The organism is Listeria sp. ILCC796, from assembly GCF_900186175.1.
Lineage (GTDB): Bacteria > Bacillota > Bacilli > Lactobacillales > Listeriaceae > Listeria > Listeria goaensis.
Genome location: NZ_FYBV01000004.1, coordinates 15,552 through 35,843 on the forward strand (window position 1 = coordinate 15,552; position 20,292 = coordinate 35,843).

The 20,292-nt window shown below is 40.3% G+C and carries 20 protein-coding genes; 7 read left to right on the forward strand and 13 right to left on the reverse strand.

What is annotated here, in order from left to right; genetic code table 11:
* The first annotated feature begins 65 nt into the window (after positions 1-65).
* Together CFS04_RS05720 and CFS04_RS05725 are read left to right on the forward strand one after the other, a co-directional pair.
* Entirely contained in the window at positions 66-860 is a 795-nt protein-coding gene (locus tag CFS04_RS05720; RefSeq protein WP_088809836.1) for a Cof-type HAD-IIB family hydrolase, read from the forward strand.
* 59 nt (positions 861-919) lie between these two features.
* On the forward strand, positions 920-1,189 hold the full coding sequence (locus CFS04_RS05725) for a hypothetical protein (protein WP_369821517.1): 270 nt from the start codon (positions 920-922) through the stop codon (positions 1,187-1,189).
* A 116-nt stretch (positions 1,190-1,305) separates the two neighbouring features.
* Here the strand turns inward: CFS04_RS05725 and CFS04_RS05730 are convergent, their stop codons facing one another.
* The 13 genes from CFS04_RS05730 to CFS04_RS05790 form a co-directional block, all read right to left on the reverse strand.
* Positions 1,306-2,115: a DUF368 domain-containing protein gene (locus CFS04_RS05730; protein ID WP_088809666.1), complete on the reverse strand. Its 810-nt coding sequence runs from the start codon at positions 2,113-2,115 to the stop codon at positions 1,306-1,308.
* A gap of 50 nt (positions 2,116-2,165) precedes the next feature.
* On the reverse strand, positions 2,166-3,200 hold the full coding sequence (locus CFS04_RS05735) for a glycosyltransferase family 4 protein (protein ID WP_088809667.1): 1,035 nt from the start codon (positions 3,198-3,200) through the stop codon (positions 2,166-2,168).
* Positions 3,197-4,612: a lipopolysaccharide biosynthesis protein gene (locus CFS04_RS05740; RefSeq protein ID WP_088809668.1), complete on the reverse strand. Its 1,416-nt coding sequence runs from the start codon at positions 4,610-4,612 to the stop codon at positions 3,197-3,199. Before CFS04_RS05740 ends, CFS04_RS05735 begins: the two co-directional genes overlap by 4 nt.
* A gap of 7 nt (positions 4,613-4,619) precedes the next feature.
* The gene (locus CFS04_RS05745; protein WP_088809669.1) at positions 4,620-5,870 is read right to left on the reverse strand and encodes an O-antigen ligase family protein; all 1,251 of its coding nucleotides are present in this window, start codon (positions 5,868-5,870) and stop codon (positions 4,620-4,622) included.
* Positions 5,852-6,565, reverse strand: coding sequence for a WecB/TagA/CpsF family glycosyltransferase (locus CFS04_RS05750; RefSeq protein ID WP_088809837.1), 714 nt, complete (start codon positions 6,563-6,565; stop codon positions 5,852-5,854). Before CFS04_RS05750 ends, CFS04_RS05745 begins: the two co-directional genes overlap by 19 nt.
* Positions 6,566-6,620: 55 nt before the next feature.
* A complete protein-coding gene (locus CFS04_RS05755; protein ID WP_088809670.1) occupies positions 6,621-7,271 on the reverse strand; it encodes a sugar transferase in 651 nt (216 codons plus the stop codon).
* A gap of 12 nt (positions 7,272-7,283) precedes the next feature.
* Positions 7,284-7,940 (reverse strand): CpsD/CapB family tyrosine-protein kinase, encoded by a 657-nt coding sequence (locus tag CFS04_RS05760; protein WP_088809671.1) that lies wholly within the window; start codon positions 7,938-7,940, stop codon positions 7,284-7,286.
* A 2-nt stretch (positions 7,941-7,942) separates the two neighbouring features.
* On the reverse strand, positions 7,943-8,284 hold the full coding sequence (locus CFS04_RS05765; protein ID WP_088809672.1) for a hypothetical protein: 342 nt from the start codon (positions 8,282-8,284) through the stop codon (positions 7,943-7,945).
* Positions 8,285-9,004, reverse strand: a complete 720-nt coding sequence (locus CFS04_RS05770) for a YveK family protein (protein ID WP_088809673.1) — start codon at positions 9,002-9,004, stop codon at positions 8,285-8,287.
* Between the two features lie 9 nt (positions 9,005-9,013).
* Positions 9,014-10,291, reverse strand: coding sequence for a nucleotide sugar dehydrogenase (locus CFS04_RS05775; protein WP_088809674.1), 1,278 nt, complete (start codon positions 10,289-10,291; stop codon positions 9,014-9,016).
* Entirely contained in the window at positions 10,288-10,752 is a 465-nt protein-coding gene (locus CFS04_RS05780) for a DUF4352 domain-containing protein (protein WP_088809675.1), read from the reverse strand. The genes CFS04_RS05775 and CFS04_RS05780 overlap by 4 nt, the downstream gene beginning before the upstream one ends.
* Positions 10,753-10,818: 66 nt before the next feature.
* Positions 10,819-14,415 carry an immunoglobulin-like domain-containing protein gene (locus tag CFS04_RS05785; RefSeq protein ID WP_159457885.1) on the reverse strand — a complete coding sequence of 1,199 codons (3,597 nt, stop codon included), beginning with the start codon at positions 14,413-14,415 and terminating at the stop codon, positions 10,819-10,821.
* 106 nt (positions 14,416-14,521) lie between these two features.
* On the reverse strand, positions 14,522-15,199 hold the full coding sequence (locus CFS04_RS05790; RefSeq protein ID WP_088809676.1) for a Crp/Fnr family transcriptional regulator: 678 nt from the start codon (positions 15,197-15,199) through the stop codon (positions 14,522-14,524).
* Positions 15,200-15,557: 358 nt separating this feature from the next.
* Here CFS04_RS05790 and CFS04_RS05795 point away from each other — a divergent pair, with 358 nt between their 5' ends.
* From CFS04_RS05795 to CFS04_RS05815, 5 genes are all read left to right on the forward strand, one after another.
* A complete protein-coding gene (locus CFS04_RS05795; protein ID WP_088809677.1) occupies positions 15,558-16,571 on the forward strand; it encodes a zinc-binding alcohol dehydrogenase family protein in 1,014 nt (337 codons plus the stop codon).
* Positions 16,561-17,079 carry a dihydrofolate reductase family protein gene (locus CFS04_RS05800; protein ID WP_088809678.1) on the forward strand — a complete coding sequence of 173 codons (519 nt, stop codon included), beginning with the start codon at positions 16,561-16,563 and terminating at the stop codon, positions 17,077-17,079. The genes CFS04_RS05795 and CFS04_RS05800 overlap by 11 nt, the downstream gene beginning before the upstream one ends.
* Positions 17,080-17,081: 2 nt before the next feature.
* Positions 17,082-17,714 (forward strand): nicotinamidase, encoded by a 633-nt coding sequence (locus CFS04_RS05805; RefSeq protein ID WP_088809679.1) that lies wholly within the window; start codon positions 17,082-17,084, stop codon positions 17,712-17,714.
* Positions 17,715-17,737: 23 nt separating this feature from the next.
* Complete coding sequence (locus tag CFS04_RS05810) at positions 17,738-18,352, forward strand: SdpI family protein (RefSeq protein ID WP_088809680.1); 615 nt, start codon at positions 17,738-17,740, stop codon at positions 18,350-18,352.
* Between the two features lie 148 nt (positions 18,353-18,500).
* Positions 18,501-20,150 carry a peptide ABC transporter substrate-binding protein gene (locus tag CFS04_RS05815; RefSeq protein ID WP_088809681.1) on the forward strand — a complete coding sequence of 550 codons (1,650 nt, stop codon included), beginning with the start codon at positions 18,501-18,503 and terminating at the stop codon, positions 20,148-20,150.
* Positions 20,151-20,292 lie beyond the last annotated feature (142 nt).

Below are 20,292 nucleotides of genomic sequence, written 5' to 3' on the forward strand. Positions count from 1 at the left end.
TATAATGACGAGTATATGAAGGGAAAGGTGCGATAGACTTGACGATTGATACGATTGTGACAGATATGGACGGAACGCTGCTTGTGAGCGCGGGGGACGCGATTCACCCGCATAATAAAGAGCGTTTGCTTGAATGGCAAAAAGACGGAAAAAATTTATTTCTGGCAACTGGTCGTTTAGATTTAGCGATTTTACCATTTATTCACGAGCTAAAAATTACAAAACCAGTAATTTCTTGCAACGGGGGCCTCGTGCGCGATTTTCAAACTGGTGAGATTTTGTTTAAAAGCGATTTAGCGCTAGAAACAATTGAAAGTGTATTGGAAGTGCTTCGCCCGCTAAATGCGAATTATCACATTTATACGACGAAACGAATCTTAGGACCATCTAATTCTGGTAAAATTGCGTTTTTTAACGAACAAAATAAAGTGCTGCCTGAAAACGAACAAGTGCCGATTACGATTACGAAAACGCCGCTTGATGAGCTTGCAGATGGCGAATTCCCGCTGAAAATTTTGGTGATTGAAGAAGACGCCGAAAAGCGCGCAACAATTAAAGAGGCGCTTCGCCCATTTGATTTATCTGTGCTTGCCTCCGCGAAAAATTTGATCGACATTATGAACCCGGGGATTGATAAGGCGCATGGCCTGAACTATTTAGCCGAACATGGCTACATTGATTTAGCGAAAACCGTTTCGTTTGGGGACAATGAAAATGATGTTGGCATGCTCATGTTAGCCAAAATGGGTGTCGCGATGCAAAACGGCATACCGCTCGCTTTGGAACGTGCCGATTTTATCACAAAAACAAATGATGAGGGTGGTTTAGCTCTCTTTTTGGAAGAGCACATTTTGGGCTAAAATTCGCCGCTAGCATCGTTTCATGATATGATAAAACTATCGATAAAGATAGGGAGCTGATGAATTTGGAAGAAAAGTTTGATATTGGACATTTCTTGAAAAAAGCCTTTGTTATTGCCATCGGTGCAAGTTTAATTTTTATTGGTTTTATTGCTCTGTTAACCCTTGTCGGCGTTTTAATTGCAATTCCGCTTCTAAGTAAAGGGAGCAAGCTTCTTTTTGAAAAAAATGATGAAGAAAAAATGTCGCGTAAATTAAAATGGAAAACCCCGCATTGCGAGGCGAAAATTAAATTTAATGAGAGCGACTTATTAGACGAAAAAAGTTAGACTGATAAAAAATGATGCGGCACACGGCTTTGCCTAGAATCTCATCATTTCTCACCAGTCTAATGTGGCATAGTAATTTTGTTTTGTATCAAACTGCATCTTATAGGTGCAGTTTTTTATTGTCTAAAGCTGAATTTGTATACAGCGAAAGTGGTTACAACTAGAATGATAAAGCTTATGATGAATTCGAAAACCGTAAAATTTTCTTTTGGGAAAAGAATGAAAAATGAGCCAGCAAGCAGTCCGAGTATTCCGGCGTGGGCAGCGGTGCGGAATTTTTGAATGAGAAAACGAATGAGTTTGCTTGTGACGAGAATACCGATAAGAACGCCTAATGCCATGGCGATGATAATTTTAAAATCGAAGTCTATTAGCGCATCAAGCGCGGTTTCGTAAACGCCTAGAATCATCAAAATGAGCGCGCCGCTTATGCCGGGGGCAACAAGTGCGATGCTAGCTAGAAAGCCGGCAAAAAAGAGATAGGCATAATCAAAAGCGGTAGCTTGTGTAATTTGGAAATGCGTTTCTTCAAGCGAAAAATTTAAGATTAAAATAAAAGCAAAAAACAGCACCATGATGAAAAAATGCTTGAATTGATAGCGCTCACCGATTTTTTTGCCGCTTTGCCAAATTAATGGGAGCATTCCGAGAATACACCCCATAAATAAAGCGTGAACTTGGACGTTGTAATTTTCTAGTAAATAGTGCACGACCAAAACGGAGACGCCCATTCCGCATGCCATTCCAATTAAAATGGGGAGCAAATAAAGCATGTGCGTTTTCCATTTTTTGGTCGTTAAATGGTGAAGCGCATCGATAATATTTTCATAAATACCAAGCAACATGGCGACGGTACTGCTGCTAATTCCGGGAACTGTTTCGACGGTTCCCATAGCCATACCTTTAAAAAAGTTAATAACTCGCATACAACACTCCTAGTAAAAAAATTAACAATAAATTGTCTGGAATGTAAATTTTAACATGTTATCAACTGATTGTAAAAAGCAGACCAATTTGTGTGGTAGGTTTCAATTGAAAAGCCAGATGCAATTTTTTGGCGCGCGCTTTCCGCATATTTTTCCCGAAGAGCAGGTTGTTCTAAAAGTTTAGTTAGTTGATTCGTCATATTGGCAACATCGCCTGGTGCGGTCAGAATGCCGTTTTGCTGGTGTTCAATGACGTCTGCGATGCCACCGATATGTGTGGAAATGTTTGGAATTCCAGCGGCCATGGTTTCTAAAATTGCCATAGGTAGGCCTTCGTGATAGGACGGCAAAAAGTGCAACATGCTCGCTTTTAAAATGACCTGCTGATCCTCTTTTGAAATCCAGCCGCCTAGTGCCACATTTGTAAGCCCGAGCTTGTCAATTTGAGCCGTGACTTTTTCGATTTCCCCGTCGCCGTAGAGCACAAAACGTACATCTGGGAACGCCGGCTGAATGCGCGCTGCCACTTTAAGCAAATCATAGCTTCCTTTTCGCTCGCCGATTCGCCCAAACGTCACAATCGTACGCGCTTTTTTATTATAAAGGGGCTTTTCAGGAAGATGCACCGCGTTTTGAATGACCGAAATCGGCGTTTTAGTTAGCCTCCGGTAAAATTCCGCCCATTCCCCGCTTAAAACCACCACATGATCCGTTTGATTAAACGTTCGACGAATCCAAAATCGCAACATGCGGTTACTTTTTTTATAAAATACATCAAAATGTGATGCGTGCATATGAAATACCGTTTTACAATGGCTTGGAACTAATTTTTTTAAAAAGGCCTTTCGAAAGAAACTGCCCTTTTGCGCGACATGAAAATGCACAATATCAATTTTCTTTTCAAAAATGATGCGCCGAATCGAACGAAGCGCCCGCCATTCAGTCTGCCATTTGTTTTCCGCAGACCATGAACTGAAAAAGAATAAATGATGCGTATCACTCGTATAATACTGTTTGAAATTCGCGATGACCGTTGCCATTCCGCCTTTTTCCTTTGGGTTTGGACCGACCATTAAAATGTTCATTCATTTTTAATTCCTTTCTTTTGAAGTAAACGAAACGTTTGTTTGAGCTCTTTTTGATAAAGGACAATCAGGAAGATGAGCGCACTTAAAACGAGTCCTTTTTCGAGCAAAGTGTCTTTAAAAATAACGCTGTAAAGTGATAAACCGTATAACAGCCCCGTTACGATGATGTGGCGTGTGACGGAAAAGCCTTCCCAAATGCGCATGGAGAAAAAAGTGCGGGCGAGAAAGTAGCTGATGAAGGCGGTTCCCGTTGCGATAGCGGCTCCAATTGCGCCATAAACTGGGACGAGCGCAATGTTTAGCGCGACAGAAATGACGAGGGCGATGATCGACACGTAAATGTTTAGCACGCTTTTCTTTAAAAAAACGATGCCGAGATTTGTCGTTTCGCTAACCGTCATCATGAGCGGATAGAAGCAGAGAAACGGGAAAATATATTGTGCCTCGCTGTACGCTGGCGAGAGAATCACGACAATCCAGTCCTTAAAGAAAAGCATAGCGAGGAAAAAGAACGCGACCCCAAACATGACCGTATCGCTCACCCTTTTGTAGTAGATGACGGGCTTTTTCTGCTCGTACCATTCGTATGCAGTAGGAATCCAGAAATTCCCAAAACTCACCTGCAAAACCATTAAAGCACTGGCAATTTTAAACGCTGCAGTATAAATCCCAAGCTCGTCAAAGCTCGAGAAGTAGCGTAAAAATAATTTGTCGATGATGAGAAATAAACTGTAAAGAAAAGTACCAATTGCGACAGGCAAGCCAAATTTAGCAAGATGTTTAATGAGCGCTTTGTCCGGTTTTTGCCTGAACGTTTTAAACAGTGGCAAGTTAAACAAAATAAGAATGAAATCCCCAATCATCTGCCCAATTAACATGCCGTAAACAACGGTAATAAAAGTAGGCTCAAATAAAAGCAATGCCGTGATTGTGCCAACTAAAATGGCCAACTTAATACCAATACAATAAATAGAAAAAGTAATCGCTCGATTTTCCATTCGAGCAAACAATAAAATGAAACGTTCAAAAATGAGTAAAATGATGGAGAAAGCAAGCAAATAAACAGCAACTTCATAATTTGAATCCGCAAAAAGCCATTCGGAAATTGTAGAAGCAAATAGACACATGCCCGCAATTAAAATGCATGAAGTAAAAAGCGGCGTCATCATCGATTGAATAAGCAAACGCGTTTTTTGCGCGTAACTATGAAATTCCCTTGTAAAAGCTTGATCGAATCCTAAGTAAATCACATAAATAAGAAGCGTTTGCGCGAGTAGAAACATACTTGTTTTCCCGTATTCTGCGGGCGTTAAAAAGTAAGTTGTGATAGGTATCAATATTAAATTGAGGAGCGCCGCGCCGAGTGAGCCGATTGAAAATTGCCCAAACCGAATTAATAATTTCTTCAAATGAATCTCACTCTTTCTTTGATAAAATAATCCCGCCGCAAACAAGTCCTAAAAGGGTTGAAGAGAGCGCTGAAAACAAGACGTGCCCGGCGAAAAAACTATATAGAATAATGATGAAAAAGAGAAAACTATGGAGCGAACGATTTTGTTTTTTTAACGCAATCACACCGTAGTAGCCTAACAAAGTAACAAGAAGTAGGATCCCGAACAGGCCGAGCCCAAATAACGTATCAAAAAAATCCATTTCGATTAATCCAAGCCGGCCATACTGTTCTAATCGATATTCAAAACCTTGACCAAAAGCTACCGTGAAAATAGGGTGTAAGCTATCTAGGAAAAAGCTTAATCCGCCTTCCAAAAAATCACTTCTTGAGCTCGTTAACAACCGAACTAAATTTCCGTCGTATAAATGATAAAAATACACCATTCGGTCGTACGTCCCTGCAATCAGTTGTCCCGCATAGGCCAAGCCGCGAACGAGCAACCACCCAACTAAAAAGAGACAAGCAAACCAAACGAAGATTTTCTGTGTCACTGAACGATATCTAACGAAAAATAAAAGGCGAATGAGCACGATGACACTTATCACAACACCATAAACAATGCCAGTTTTCGTCCCAACGAGTAATAAACAAAGCATATTTCCGGAATAAAGCAGAAGAAAGAACAGCAAGCGGAAATTCCATCTTCCTTGTAACGATTGAATGAGTGCTTGAGCCGTAAAGGTTAGCGATACAATAAAAGCAAAACTTGTGTCATTATTCGCAAAAAAGAAGCCTTTATAACCAGCGTCTGAATTATCATAAGTCTGGTGCCCAACACCTAGTGCATAAGGGACAAGTAGAAGTACCGTAAATAGTAGGCTGATGACAATAAAAATTTTTTCATAATGCAGCGCTTGAAATAGCGTTTTTCGTTGATAAATATAGTACGGAATGAGTGCCCATAAAAAATATTTAACAAATACAGAAATATCCGCAGCAATCCAAGTGAATGGATTTTGTAAAATTATACTTTGGAAAAGCAAGATGCCAAGATTGCCAGCAATAAACAGGAAGGTGACAAACGTTAAAGCCGTCTTAGGAATCTTTTCAATACAAATCATGCTAATGAGAAAGATAAAAAAGAAAAAACGATAGACAATGCCAATGGGAATCATATAACCAGATGTCAGGAAAAAACCATTTAAGAAATCAATGAGCGGGAAAATCGCAACAAGTACAATAAAAACAGCTATATTTAGCGGTGTTTTTGCCATCTTATGCCTCGTCTGCTTTTTTCCCGAAGAACGTGTGTCAGGAAGCGGAAATTCCCGATGATATAGCGTTTAAACATGCGCCTAGGTTCCTGTATAAAGCGGTAAAACCATTCCAGCCCAGCTTTTTGCATCCATCTTGGCGCGCGTTTTGTCTTACCAGCAAGCACATCAAAACTCCCGCCAACACCCATCGCAAAAGGCACTTGCATCATTTCCTTGTGGCTGTGAACCCAAAATTCTTTTTTTGGGGAGGAAAAAGCGACAAATAATATATCCGCACGACTGGCCCGAATCTCCTGCGCAATTTGAACCGATTCTAAATCATCAAAATAGCCATTGCGAAACCCCGCAATCTCTAAACCCGGATAAGCTTTCAAATGCTTGTCTACAACACACTTCACCACTTCCTCCGTCGCCCCAAAATAGTAGAGCCGCCAGCTCTTTTGTGCCGCCAGAGCCACCAAATTTTCAAATAAATCAATTCCCGTCACGCGTTCCGGCACATCATAGCCTAGAAAACGCGCCGCCCAAACAATAGACTGACCATCTGCATTCACAAGCGGACTTTCATTTACAATCGCCCGAAGCGCCGCATCCTCCGCCATCAAATTTATTTTGCTCGCATTAATCACAACATGTTGACTCGGCTTTTGGTTTAAAATAAGGTGCTCAATACGCAGGAGCGTTTCATTCATCGTAAGCGCATCTAAGTCACTGCCCAGCAAATGAATTCTCTTTTCTTTCTTCACGCTAATACGCTCCTTTTGGTACGAGCAGGACAACAAAAGTTTTGAAAAAAATTTTAAAGTCCATTTTCCAAGACAGGTGGCGAATATAATGCAAATCCAGTTCCACCATTTCCTCAAAGCTAAGCTCGTTTCGTCCGCTTACCTGCCATAATCCCGTACAACCAGGAGTGACAAGAAGGCGTTGTTTATCGTACGTAGAATAAACGGCAACTTCGCGCGGTAGCGGCGGCCTAGGCCCAACAAGGCTCATATCACCTTTTACTACGTTCCAAATTTGTGGCAACTCATCCAAGCTCGTTTTGCGCAATAAGCGGCCGATTTTTGTTATGCGAGGATCATTTTTCATTTTAAACATCGCACCTGTAACGTCGTTTAGTTTTAAAATCGTACTTAATTGGGATTCAGCATCCGTACACATCGTTCGGAATTTGTACATATAAAAAACTTTCCCATTTTTTCCTACACGCTCTTGCTTGAAAATAACTGGAGCTTTCCAGTCAGTCACTTTAATGCAAATCGCTACGAAGAGAAAAAGCGGGGACAGGAGAAGTAACGCAAACACGCTTAAAAAACGGTCGCAACGAATCTTCCATTTCGTATAATTTGTTTTATCAGTCGCTTGGAATGCCATGCTGAGTTTACTTTGTTCCATGTACTTAGCTCCTTAGTAATAATAGTTTTCGGTATTTTTTGTACCGTTAAAAATGACGCCAATTAATTTAGCTTTTGAAAGCTGAAGTTGCTTGGCTGCATATTTTGCTTGTTCTTTTAAAGTCTTTTGATACCTACAAATCAAAATGGTACCATCTGTTTCGTCCGCTAAAACAAGTGCATCTGAAACAACTGTGATAGGTGGCGTATCAATGATGATTTTATCGAAACATTCCCGTAATCTTCCGATAAGATTAGCCATTTTTTGAGAGGAAAGTAAGTCGTTTGGATTCGGAGGTATTGTGCCGCTAGTTAAAAGAGCGAATGACGCTGAATCTAGCAACACCTCTTGGAGCCCATCTTCTAACTCGATCTCATTTGTAATCACGTTGGACAAACCAAGATGTAAATTTTTTGAAAATCGTTTATGTAACATAGGTCTACGCATATCGGCATCGATTAAAAGTGTGCGTGCCCCTTTTTCGGCATAAGCGATTGCAAGGTGGGAGGCTACGGTGGATTTTCCAGTGCCTGATTCTGGAGAAGTAATTAAAATGACTTGCCTATCTTTATCAATTCCAGATAAATCAATCCCAGTACGAATTAATTTAAATTGTTCACTTGTAGGAGAGTAGTAATTGCTTCTAGAATTTTTATTTGATGGATACATATTCACCTTGCTCCTTTTCTTAGTTTCATTGGGATTTCATCACTTATTTGAATTAATTTCACTACACCGAGCACATGTATGTGTAAAAATTTCTCGATTTCATTTGTTGAAGTAAACGTACGCCTGAATAATAATTTGATGAAAATAAAACTAAAGTCGAAGTAAATTCCTGTAAAACCAGCAATTTTAAGTAGCCAATTTTGTTGTGGCAAGGCATGCTCAAAAGTCTGCGAACTCGATTCCATATCGAATTGTTCAGTGTCTAATTCCGGAGAAGTAATGAAAGTGACTCGCTTATTTTTATTATCTTCAGTACTGGAACATTTTTTTCTGAATAAACGCATTTAGCTGGCTCCTTTTTGTAGTCTTTTTTTGGCCCGTTCAAAAGCATGAAATGTACTCACTTCACCCAGCACATTTAGCTGTAAAATCTCTTCAATTTCATCTGCCGAGGTAAACGTACGCTTAAACAATAATCTGATGAAAATAAAACAAAATGCGAAAAAAAGTCCCATAAATACGGCGAGTATAAGCAACAAAGTTTTTTGAGGCGCAATCGGCGTCTCGTTGCCTAAAAACTGGGCTTCTGATAAAGTAGTCACATTATCGACTTTCATGATACTCGGCATTTCTTTAGTGAATACCTTAGCAGTGGAATTAGCAATTTGAGCGGCTAGTTTTGGATCTGGATTTTTAACACTTATATCAATGACCTGTGAATTAGTCGCGTTTGTTACCTGAATCATTTCTGCTAGTTCCTCTGTGTCATAAAGATTTCCCAAGTCTTGCTCAACGCCATTTAAAATCCGCGGACTTAAAATAATTGAGCTGTACGTGTCTACCAGTTGCAAGTCCGCCTGCACAGTTTGTGAATCTAAACTATCATTTGGCGAGCTTTCAGACTGATTAACTAAAATTTGTGTGCTCTTTTGATAAATAGGAGTGGCGATGTACTGGAGATAGATGAACATACAAAGAACTGTCATTGTGACAATTCCAACAATCCACCAACCATTTTTGCGAATAGCAAGCATAATTTGTTTTAAATCAATTTGTTCGTTCATAATATTCTCCTAGTTTATAAAGCTTTTGCTTCTTTTTTTGTCAGTCGGAAGATGGCCGAGTGTAAAGTGTTGTTCAAAAGCATTTTTTCTAGAAATACAATTCTTTGTATCGAATAAAATGGGGGTTCTCATACCATGAATGATGTTATCAGGCATCGCCTTAAATGCATCATGGTCAGTTAAAACGAGCGCTAAGTCACTCCCTAAAAGAGCCGATTCAAGGCTATATGTATCTGAACTTGCTACATAAGGGTCAAATGTACGAATGTCATACGCCGTTAAGGTTTGCAGCTGGTTTACAATTTGGAGGGCGGGGCTTTCACGCGTGTCGTCTATATTTCCTTTGTAGGCTAAGCCTAATACGGTTATCGTTTTTCCATTATTTTCCTCCATAATTGTGAGTGTTTTTTGGAAAATAAAATTAGGCATATTACGATTTATTTGCCTTGCTTGGCGGATAAGCCGTGCTTCGTTCGGGGCCTCTGCAATGATGAAATGTGGATCAACGGCTAGGCAGTGGCCGCCTACGCCAGGACCCGGTTGGTGAATATCTACCCTTGGGTGTTGATTGGCCAGCTCGATTACGCTTAGCGCATCAATGCCGAGTTCGTCGCCGATTTGGACAAGTTCATTGGCGAGCGCAATATTGGTGTCGCGATATGTGTTTTCCATCAGCTTAGACAATTCTGCGACACTCGCAGTCGCGCTCAGCAATTTGCCTTGCACAAAAAGGCCGTATATTTCTTTAACCTTTTCGGTGCACTTCTCTGTGACCCCGCCAATAATGCGGTTATTGTAAACAAGTTCGTGCAAGATTTTCCCCGGAAGAACACGCTCCGGACAATGCGCCAGAAAAATATCTTCGCCAGTAACAAACCCTTCTTTTTGGATTAAAGGTTGGATAATGTCCTCCGTTACGCGCGGTGAGATGGTAGATTCAACGATAATCGTATTGCCCGATTTCAAATGTGGCAAAATCGACTCCATCGCCTGTTTGACGTACGTTAGGTCGCAACTCCCGAATTCATCTTCCACATTCGGCGTCGGAACGGCAATAATAAACACGTCACCGGTTTCAGCTGTTAAACTCGCTTTAAATTTCTGCTTCGCCAGCGCGTCCGTCAAATATTCCGCTAAACCATACTCTTCAATGGGCACCTGCCCAGCGTTTAAAAAGTCTACCACCCGCCTAGAAACATCCACCCCAACGACATCCGCCCCGTGTTTCGCGAACATAAGCGCAGTCGGAAGTCCAATATAGCCCAGTCCAATTATGACAATTTTCATGATTCCTCCACATCCCACTCAGCCAATTCTTTATCTAGTGGTTTATAAATAAGTTTCATCGCCGTTTGATTTTCCGGAATTGCAAAAGAAGCTTTGCCTTCAAGTGTTTTGCCTGGCTTAATTTCATCGCCGAACATCGCCATCGAAGGATCGACCTCGAATTCCTTACCATCTTTCGTTTTTAAAACAAAATCCACCGCACCCAGTCCTTTATTGGTAGACGCCATATTCTCACCAGAAATTGTAAAAGTATATAATTTCTGCGTTTCTTTCTCCGTCACTTTTTCATTTACTTCCTGATTTTTGATTACAATTTTAAGCCCGTCTACAACCGTATCCTTTGTTTCAGCTTTTGCCTTTTGTTCAGTTTTCTCTGCTTTATATTCTTGATTCCCGTCACTTGAACACGCCGTTAGTAGTAATACACTACTTAGGCCAATGCTAATTAAAGCTTTTTTCATAAAAGTTGCACCTCATTTGTTTTAATAAACGGTTCGCTAGCCGCAACTAGCGAACCAATCACTTACTTACGGATTAACAAGCGTCACTACTTCTGTGTCTAAAATTTTGGTTTCACGTGTAGTTGTGCGATACATCGCTTGAATCTCAACTTCATCGCCTGATTTAATATAGTTTGGTGAGATGAAGAAGCTAAAAGTTCCATCTGGATTAAAAACGCCGCCCCAGCGATTTGTTGGCGTTCCATTTACAACTAATCGTGCGAAATTAATATCCCCCGTATATTCCCCGGTAATTTCTGAAGATCCTAGTGTATAGTCAGAGGGAGTAATGGTACCTTCTAAAGTCGCGATTTCTACTTGTTTCGTATCAAGGAGTTCAGTCTCCCCAGAAACTGCCAGATTGAATCCTTTGATTGTAACAACGTCCCCAAGTGTAATTTGAGTAGGATTAACGTAGAAGGCGAAAGTTCCATCTGGGTTAAAAACGCCACCCCAAGCTACAGACTCACCGTTTATGAGCAGCTGTGCAAAATTAATATCCCCAGTAAACTGCCCCGTGATATTCGAAGTACCAAGTGCATAGATGTCCGGTAAAAGAGTACCTTCTAAAGCTGAAATCTCAATTTGTTCTGTTGCAAGAATCTCAGTATCTCCAGAAGTTGCACGATTGAATCCTTCGATTATGACGATGTCGCCAAGCTTAATTTGCGTAGGATTAACATAGAAGCTGAAAGTTCCATCTTCGTTAAAAGTTCCACCCCAAGCGATAGATTCACCGTTTATGAGCAGCTGTGCAAAATTAATATCCCCAGTAAACTGCCCCGTAATATTTGTAGTACCAATTTCATATACATCAGGGGAAAGAGTGCCTTCTAAAGTCACAATTTCCACTTGTTTTGTATCAAGAATTTCAGTCGCACCAGTAGTCGTACGATTGTATCCTTCCATTGTGACGATATCACCAAGTTTAATTTGCGTAGGGTTAACATAGAAGTTGAAAGTTCCATTTTCGTTAAAAGTTCCGCCCCATGCAATAGACTCGCCATTTATAAGTAGGCGTGCAAAATTAATATCGCCAGTAAATTGCCCTGTAATGTTCGAAGCGCCAATTGCATATGCGTCTGGCAAAAGAGTACCGGCTATCGCTGCAATCTCCACCTGTTTTGTATCAATTAGTTCCGTATTTCCCGCAGAATCACGGTAAAATCCTCGAAGTGTTACGGTATCCTCAGAAGTAATACGGTTAGATTTAACATAGAAGTTAAAAGTTCCGTCAGCATTAAAAGTTCCACCCCAACCAACAGATTCACCGTTTACAAGAAGCTGTGCAAAATTAATGTCCCCAGTAAATTCACCTGTAATATTTGACGTTCCAAGTGAGTATTCATCAGGAGTAAGGGTACCTTCTAGCGCTGCAATTTCCACTTGTTTTGTATCGAGAATTTCAGTTTCCCCAGAAGCTGTGCGGTAGAACCCTTCGATGGTAATAACGTCACCAAGTTTAATTTGCGTAGGGTTAACATAGAAGCTGAAAGTTCCATCTGTGTTGAAAGTTCCGCCCCAACTAACAGGTATGCCATTTACTAAAAGTCGAGCAAAATTAATATCACCAGTGAATGAACCGCCAATATTTGATGTGCCAAGCGAGTATGGTTCAGTTGTAAGAGAACCTTGCGGAATAACTTCCACTTGTTTCGTATCAAGGACTTCTCTCTCTCCAGAATCATTTCTGTGAATGCCTCGAAGTGTTACGGTATCGCCAAGCTTAATTGTCCCAGGTGCAACATAGTAGCTAAACGTACCATCAGCGCTAAAAGTTCCGCCAAAGCTCACGTGCACATCATTTACTAGAAGCTGTGCATAGTTGATATCACCAGTGAATTCCCCAGTAATGTTTGAATTTCCATTTAAATAAGCAGCTGGGCTAAGCGTACCGCTCAAATTACTAATAATCTCAACGTTTTTACGATCCAATTCTTCACCATTTTTGTCTAAAGCTACGATTTCGACCGTATCGCCAACTTTAATCGATTCGGTTGATACAGGGAATTCAAATGTCCCGTCAGCCTTAAAGTCACCGCCATTCGTTGAAGTGTCATTCACATAAAGGCGTGCGGATGTAACATCCCCCGTAAACTCACCAGTTATAGCTTCATCCCCAATTGTAAAAGCGTTAGGAGTAATTGTTCCAGACCGAGTAATCGCCTGAACTGTAGTAGAAGCCACGTTAGATGTTAATGCATTAAAAGTCGCCTGAGCCGTTACTTCTGTATCAGCTTCTTGGGCAGGAATTGTGACGCTATAGTTGCCTTCACTATCAATTGTTCCAGAGCCAAGTACAGAGTTATTTGCTTTGATTTCAATTAGCGAATTTGGTTCGCCCGTTCCAGTAACGGTTGTCGATTCCTCCGTTAATGAATTAATCGTCGTTTCAATTAGTTCAACTTTCGCGAAACTACCACCAGTGATTTTTCCTGTAGAGCTTGTTTTGAAATCATCTTTGAAATTGATGTTGTTAGAAACTAATTTAGATTGTGATACACCTGATGAATAGCCGTTCAAATTGAAGGTGGCTACTAATGGGCCAGCATAGTTAATAGGTTCAGAAGTCAATGCGCCGCGATTCCAAACTTGGATTCCTTCTTGGGATTCAAGCGTAACATCGCTAGAACGTGAGTAAGTGCCAAAAACAGCACCCCTATCATTGTTGTTCGTAATAGAGAAATTTGAACCATCTTCAAAAACCAATTGGTCACCAGTAATAATCGTTCCTTGAGTACCCTTTGAGGTGACTTCAAAAGTTGCGCCAGACTGTACGAAAATAGAACCGCTTGTTGCTTCTAGAGCTTCTTCAACTGTATCACCAGAGTTTGCTTTTAAAGTACTACCGTTATTAAACTGCATAGTGCTATAAGTACTTAAGTGAATATTTTGATATCGGTCGGATGTTAGATCCATATGTCCATTATTTATAAGTTTTGTGTTTGTTGTTCCCCAAATGTTTGCCGCAGCTGATTTAATGTTTAAATGGGCACCTTCCCCAACAATTAGTTGACTGTCAGTCTTCATTAGAGTGACGGGTGCTAATGATCTGTTTATGGTAGTTGATTCAAAATCAACAGTGGCACCCGGTAAAACGGTCATTTTATTACCTTGGTAAACTTCTTCACTAGTTGACATACTAGATACTTGCCCGTCAAGAATTAATTCTCCAAAAGGTAAGTAAACCAGTTGTCTCCCCGTATGTTCAACATCTTTGTAAGTAACTTTAACATCGTTAGCATCGCTCCAAAATAGGCCATAAACGTCTGTATTGATAATTTTTATATTATCCATTTTGGCAACTGCTCCAGAAGAAACTAATTTAATTTGTTTGAAATTGGCATTAATTGTGAAACCATTACCATGAATGGTTTTGTTTGTACCACGAGGATATAAGGTGGAACTTAATGTAATATCGGCACCTAATGTGATATCTGTTATCTCGTTATCGAGAAGTGCTGATTGTAGCTCTGTAAATGTATTTACTGTAATGCCATTTGCCTCGTTTAAATTTGTTTGCGCTTCGCCTTCATTTGCAGATGCACTAACAGGCAGAATGGTTGTGGCAAGTTGGCCAACAAATAAGATACTTACCACGCTTAAAATAATTCCTTTTTTCATAATATGCTCCTTTATCAATTCTCTTAATTTTTGTGGGTTAAAAATATTCTTCAACAGTTACATACGATGCACCTCCTTGTATAAAATATGTATAATTCTGAATCATTTAGTAAGAAATGTTCGATTCTAGAAGTTGTTGATTAACTTTGATACGAGGGCCTCTATTGTCAATCAAATTTTCGGTTTTCATTTTCGAAAAAAGTTTTTGGAAATACCGATACTCAACTCTCGAATAATCAGACAATATTTTCTTTGTAATTGCTTTTGGTAAAATCGTATGTTCCCCTTCGTTAATACCGATTTCCCTGGATAAGTCTAGCACGGAAGCTGCAACTCGATCTTCTCGTGATAAATTGGAAAGATACATCATACGTTTGTGAGTTTTTGTAATAGTAGTTGACATGTCTCGAATTAGTAGTTCCATAAAAGCGGGTCGGATGGCTAAGTAGTTAAGCAAGTATTCTTTATCTACGCTAATAACAGTGCATGCGGTTATGGCAATAACTCGTTCTTCTGAGTGAGCTTGATTGGTTAACCCGTTATATAGTCCAATTACATTCCCAGTTTTTAATAAATTAATAATAAATTCGCTTTGATAATCTGTATTTATTTTTTTTGCCAACCCGCTTACGACAAATAAAACAGAAGTTTGACTCTTGTTTGAGTCAAAAATAGTTTGTCCCATTTTTGCCATAAATTTAACGACATGCGCTTCACAAACTTTATTAATATTTAGTTCTTCTAGCATGCTTTGTATCGAGATATCCGAACTTATATACTCCATAAATGAATTAGAGGCCTCCTTTGTATTCTTAATTAGTATACAAAAAAAGAACAGAAATTTTTGTGTTAATAGACCCTATTACTACTGTCTAAATGTGACAACTTTTTGACAACCACCTCATCATTCTCTAATTTTTATGGAGAAAAAGGAACATATAAAAGAACAATTTAGACATTATTGTTTTGAAAAATGGATAGCGTTTACATCTATGTGTTTTCGCCGTAAGCGTGAGAGGAGTTCGTGTAATTATTAACAATTTGCCAAATTTAACCGCTTTTTTTGTAATCAAAATTTTAAATGAATTACGCTTTATTTTTGAAATATCGGGGAATAGGTAACCAAGAAGAGGTGGATAAAAATGAAAGCAGTTGGTCTATATCGCTACTTACCAATTTCTGATGAAGCAAGTTTAATAGATGTAGAAATGCCTTTGCCGGCTCCCCGAAAGCATGATTTGCTTGTTAAAATTGCAGCCGTTTCAGTCAATCCTGTGGATACAAAACTTCGCGCCCCAAAAAGTCAAGTTGAAAAAGAACCGAAAATTTTAGGATTTGATGCAGTCGGAACTGTGGAAGCAATTGGCGGCGGGGTGTCGCTTTTCCAAATTGGCGAAGAAGTTTATTTTGCTGGTGATGTGACTAGGCAGGGGAGTAACGGCGAATACGCACTAATTGATGAGCGATTAGCGGGACACAAACCTAAAAATTTGACGAACCAAGAAGCGGCCGCAATGCCGCTTACGACCATCACCGCATTTGAAGCGTTGTTCGACCGCTTGCAAGTTGCAGCAGGAAAATCCATTTTAATCATAAATGGTGCAGGTGGTGTGGGTTCTGTTTCGACGCAACTAGCGAAAATAGCGGGGCTAACTGTGATTTCCACCGCAAGTCGAGAAGAAACGGTAGCTTGGACGAAAGCTCACGGCGCCGACTTTGTTATTAATCACCGAGCAAATATGCTGGAAGAACTCCAAAAAGTGGGTTTTCAAATGGTGGATTACATTTTATGTTTACACGACACCTATCAACATTTTAATTTCATGGAGCAGGCGATTGCGCCGCAAGGGAAAATTTGTTCCATCGTTGAACTTACGCAGCCAGTTCAGATGAGTGTATTAAAAGATAAAAGCGCTACTTTCAGTTATGAGTTCATGTTTACACGGTCGAAATATCAAACAAAAGATCAGATTAGACAACACGAAATTCTAGAGCAAGCCGCTATTTATTTAGAAACAGGTCAATTGAAATCCACGTTGAATAAGGTACTTGCGCCAATAAATGCGAAAACACTTCGAAAAGCGCACCAAATCATTGAAGAAGGACATATGGTTGGAAAATTAGTTGTGGAAGGATTTGATTACGATGACAGATAAACGAGTATCGCTTTATATTGCGACTAGCCTAGATGGTTATATTGCTGATAAACTAGGGAGTGTAGAATGGCTTGAAAGTATTGATAGCGAAGGCGATGCAGGTTACCAAGCTTTCTTTGATAACGTTGACACAGTCGTTATGGGTCGTACCACGTACAAACAAATTTTTTCGTTAACGGACTCATTCCCTTATAGTAAGAAAGACGTATATGTTTTTTCGAATAAAAAAGCGGGTACGGCAGACGAATACGCCGATTTTGTTTCCGGAAATATTAATTCATGGCTAAACGAAATTGATGGGGAGCACGTCTGGCTTGTAGGCGGAGCCGAACTCGTTAAGCAATTCTTAAAAGAAAAAGCTATTGATAAATTTGTGATAACCATTGCGCCCATCATACTTGGCGAAGGCATTCCGCTTTTTGAAGCCGATGATCGCCATAATCTCGTCTTAGAGGATGTCAAACGCTTTGGTCAATTTGCACAATTAGTTTATAGAAACGAGGAATAAAAATGAAACTTGCAACCTTTGATGTGGATGCACAAAATGGGTTTAGTCCAGTTTGCCCAAATGAATTGCCCGTCCCAAACGCCGAGGAAATCGTCCCAGAACTCGAATACATGGCCAAATTTGGCGCTGCCCGAATTGGTAGCAAAGATGCCCACCCAAGAAACGCCGTCTGGGTTGTCCAGAACCCGTCAGATATGTTAAAACCGCTTGATTACCCGAATGCCGATTTAACATGGGTTAGACACTGCGAACCCGGCACGAAAGGATTTGAGCTCCTAGAAGGACTACCAGCGCCCACCGAATATGATTATTTCGTTTGGAAGGGTATGGAGCGAAATCTCCATCCTTACGGGGCATGTTATCACGATATCCGCGAAGAACTCTCAACCGGCGTCATCGAATACCTTCGCCAAAACGAATTTGATGCCGTCCTAATCGGCGGGCTCGCATTTGATTTTTGTGTCAAAACAACTGCTCTTCAATTGGTTAAAGCTGGATTTTCCGTGGCCATTTATTTACCCGCAACGCGTGCGCTCACAGAAGAAGGCTACAAGCAAACGAAAGCTGAATTAGAAGCCACGCCCAACGTGAAAATACTCGCAAATCGCGAAGAATTGAGTGCCTACCTAGCCTAATTTTTTAAAAGAAGGTGAGAGAAATGAAGAAAGTCGGAACTTTTCCAAGTATGATAATTTTTATCACGGTGGTCGCTTCCATCGCGTGTTATCCGCTACTCCCAACTGAAATAGCCGTACATTTCGGAAGCGATTTCTCTCCAGACATGTTTATGCAAAAATGGCTGGGACTCGTCCTAATGCCGTTTCTGATGATTATGTTTACCGGTACCGAATATTATGGGAAAGAAAAAGTAAAAGAAGAAAGTAAATTAGAATTCGAATATTGTTTTAGGCTGCTCCTTGTTTTGTTGGCCATCATTCAGCTTAGCATTATCGCGTATGGACTCGGCTATCAAATCCCTACCGGCCGCTTTGCACTTATTGCCGCAGGCTCATTCATGCTTCTTGTGGCCGCGTATTTATCCTACTCAAAAAAGGTGTTTTTGTTTTTAAGAATGTTAGGTTTCAAGAAAGTGGATGCCTATTCTAAAAACTTATGGAAAAAAATTACCATTGTGACACTTACTGTTTCTGGTGTTTCCTGTTTAATTTTAGCAATTTTCATGACAAATGACCCAAGCTTCCTGATGATAAGTATGTTTGCGGGCATGTGCGTCATCGTAGTAGGTTCCGGAGTGTATCTTAATAAGAAGTGAAAGTGATACAGTTTTTATTTACAAGTAATACAGTTCCATATATAATAAAAGGCGGAAGTTCTGTACATAGATGACAGCGCACCGTCTTTTTTGATGTGAAGAAAAGCGCTTCCAAAAGGAGAGATACGATAAAAAGGAGGAACAAAGTTTGCGAAAAAAAGTCGTTATAAGTTTGTTGTTACTCAGTTTAGCGCTACTCGTTGCTTGTGGAGCAGAAAAGGACAATACGGGGGAATCTGCTGACAAAAAAACAAGCAAAACAGTGAATATCATGGAAACGAGTGCGATTCCAAATGCAAGCCCAATTTTAGCAGACAACAGTGTAAGTTTTCGGGCAATCAATCAAGTTTTCGAAGGACTTTATCGTTTAAATAAAGAAGGGAAGCCAGAACTCGCGCTGGCTGAAAGCGAACCAGACGTAACAAATGATGGCAAAACCCTTACTTTTAAAATAAAAAAAGAGGCCAATTGGTCAGACGGTTCCCCAGTTACAGCGGCAGATTTTGAATACGCTTGGAAAACCGTTGTGGATCCTAAAACGGCGGCAGCTTATGGGCCACAAATGGAAGAAATCGTCAAAAATGCCACGCCAATTTTAAAGGGCGAAATGGATCCGGATAAATTAGGCGTTAAAGCGCTTGATGATAAGACGCTTCAAGTCGAATTGGAAAACCCTGTGCCCATCTTCAAAGAGCTTTTAACAACGGGAACTTTCTTCCCGCAAAAACAAGCGTGGCTTGAAAAACAAGGTAACCGTTACGGCACATCAAGCGAAACATTGCTTTCAAACGGACCTTATACTCTGGAAAATTGGGATGGTACGAAGCTAAGTTGGGATTACGTGAAGAATCCGAAATATTGGGATGCTAAAAATGTGCGTACTGATAAAATTCATGTAACGGTTGTGAAAGACACTAACGCAGCTTTAAACTTATATAATACTGGCAAACTAGATCGTATTGAGCTTGATGGCGATTTTGTTAAGCAGTTTGAAAGCGATAAAAATTTCCATACATCACTTACGGGGCGCTCTGTTTACATGAAAATGAACCAAGGCAAGGACGGTGTGAAAACGGAGTTAGCTAACGTAAATATTCGCCGCGGACTTGCGGAAGCGATTGATAAAGCTAGCATGGTGGATACACTTCTTGCCAACGGTTCGAAACCGCTTGACGGAGTTGTTCCGGGTGAAATCATGTTCAGTCCTAAAAATGGCGAAGACTTCCGTAAACTTAATGGAAGCCTAATTCCTTACAACCAAGCAGAAGCGAAACGGTATTTTGAAAAAGGATTAAAAGAAATTGGCAAAAATAATCTTACGTTAACGCTAACAGCTGGCGACACATCGCTCCAAAAGAAACAATCTGAGTTCATTCAAAATCAGTTGGAAACCCATTTGCCGGGCTTAACTATCAAATTGAAAAATGTGCCTACGCAAGTGAGCTTTAAAGCAGATGTGACGCAAGATTTTGAGTTGCTATTAGGCGGCTGGGGCGGCGACTATCAAGACCCGCTCACCTACCTGAATCTATTTTTGACAGACAGCCCTGGTAATCATACAGGTTTTAGTAATGCCAAATACGATGAGCTTGTTCTAGGCGCAAAAGGAAAACTTTCCAATGATTTAAACGCACGATTTGATGCCCTGCTACAAGCCGAGCAAATCTTATTGAAAGAAAATGCCGTCTTAATCCCGCTATACCAAAGCGGTCGTGCCTATTTACAAAATCCCGATTTACAAGACTACATTACCTACCCAATCGGCGCGGAAAATTATAAATGGATAGCTAAACAATAAGTAAAACCCCCGCATTATGAGCGATTCTCCAAAAAAAATTAACTTTTGGAGGACGCGGCATTAAATGCGGGGGTTTTTTAGGCTGAAATTGAAATCAGTCTGGCGATGTACAAATTTTCAGCCTGCAGCCTTTCGTAAAGAA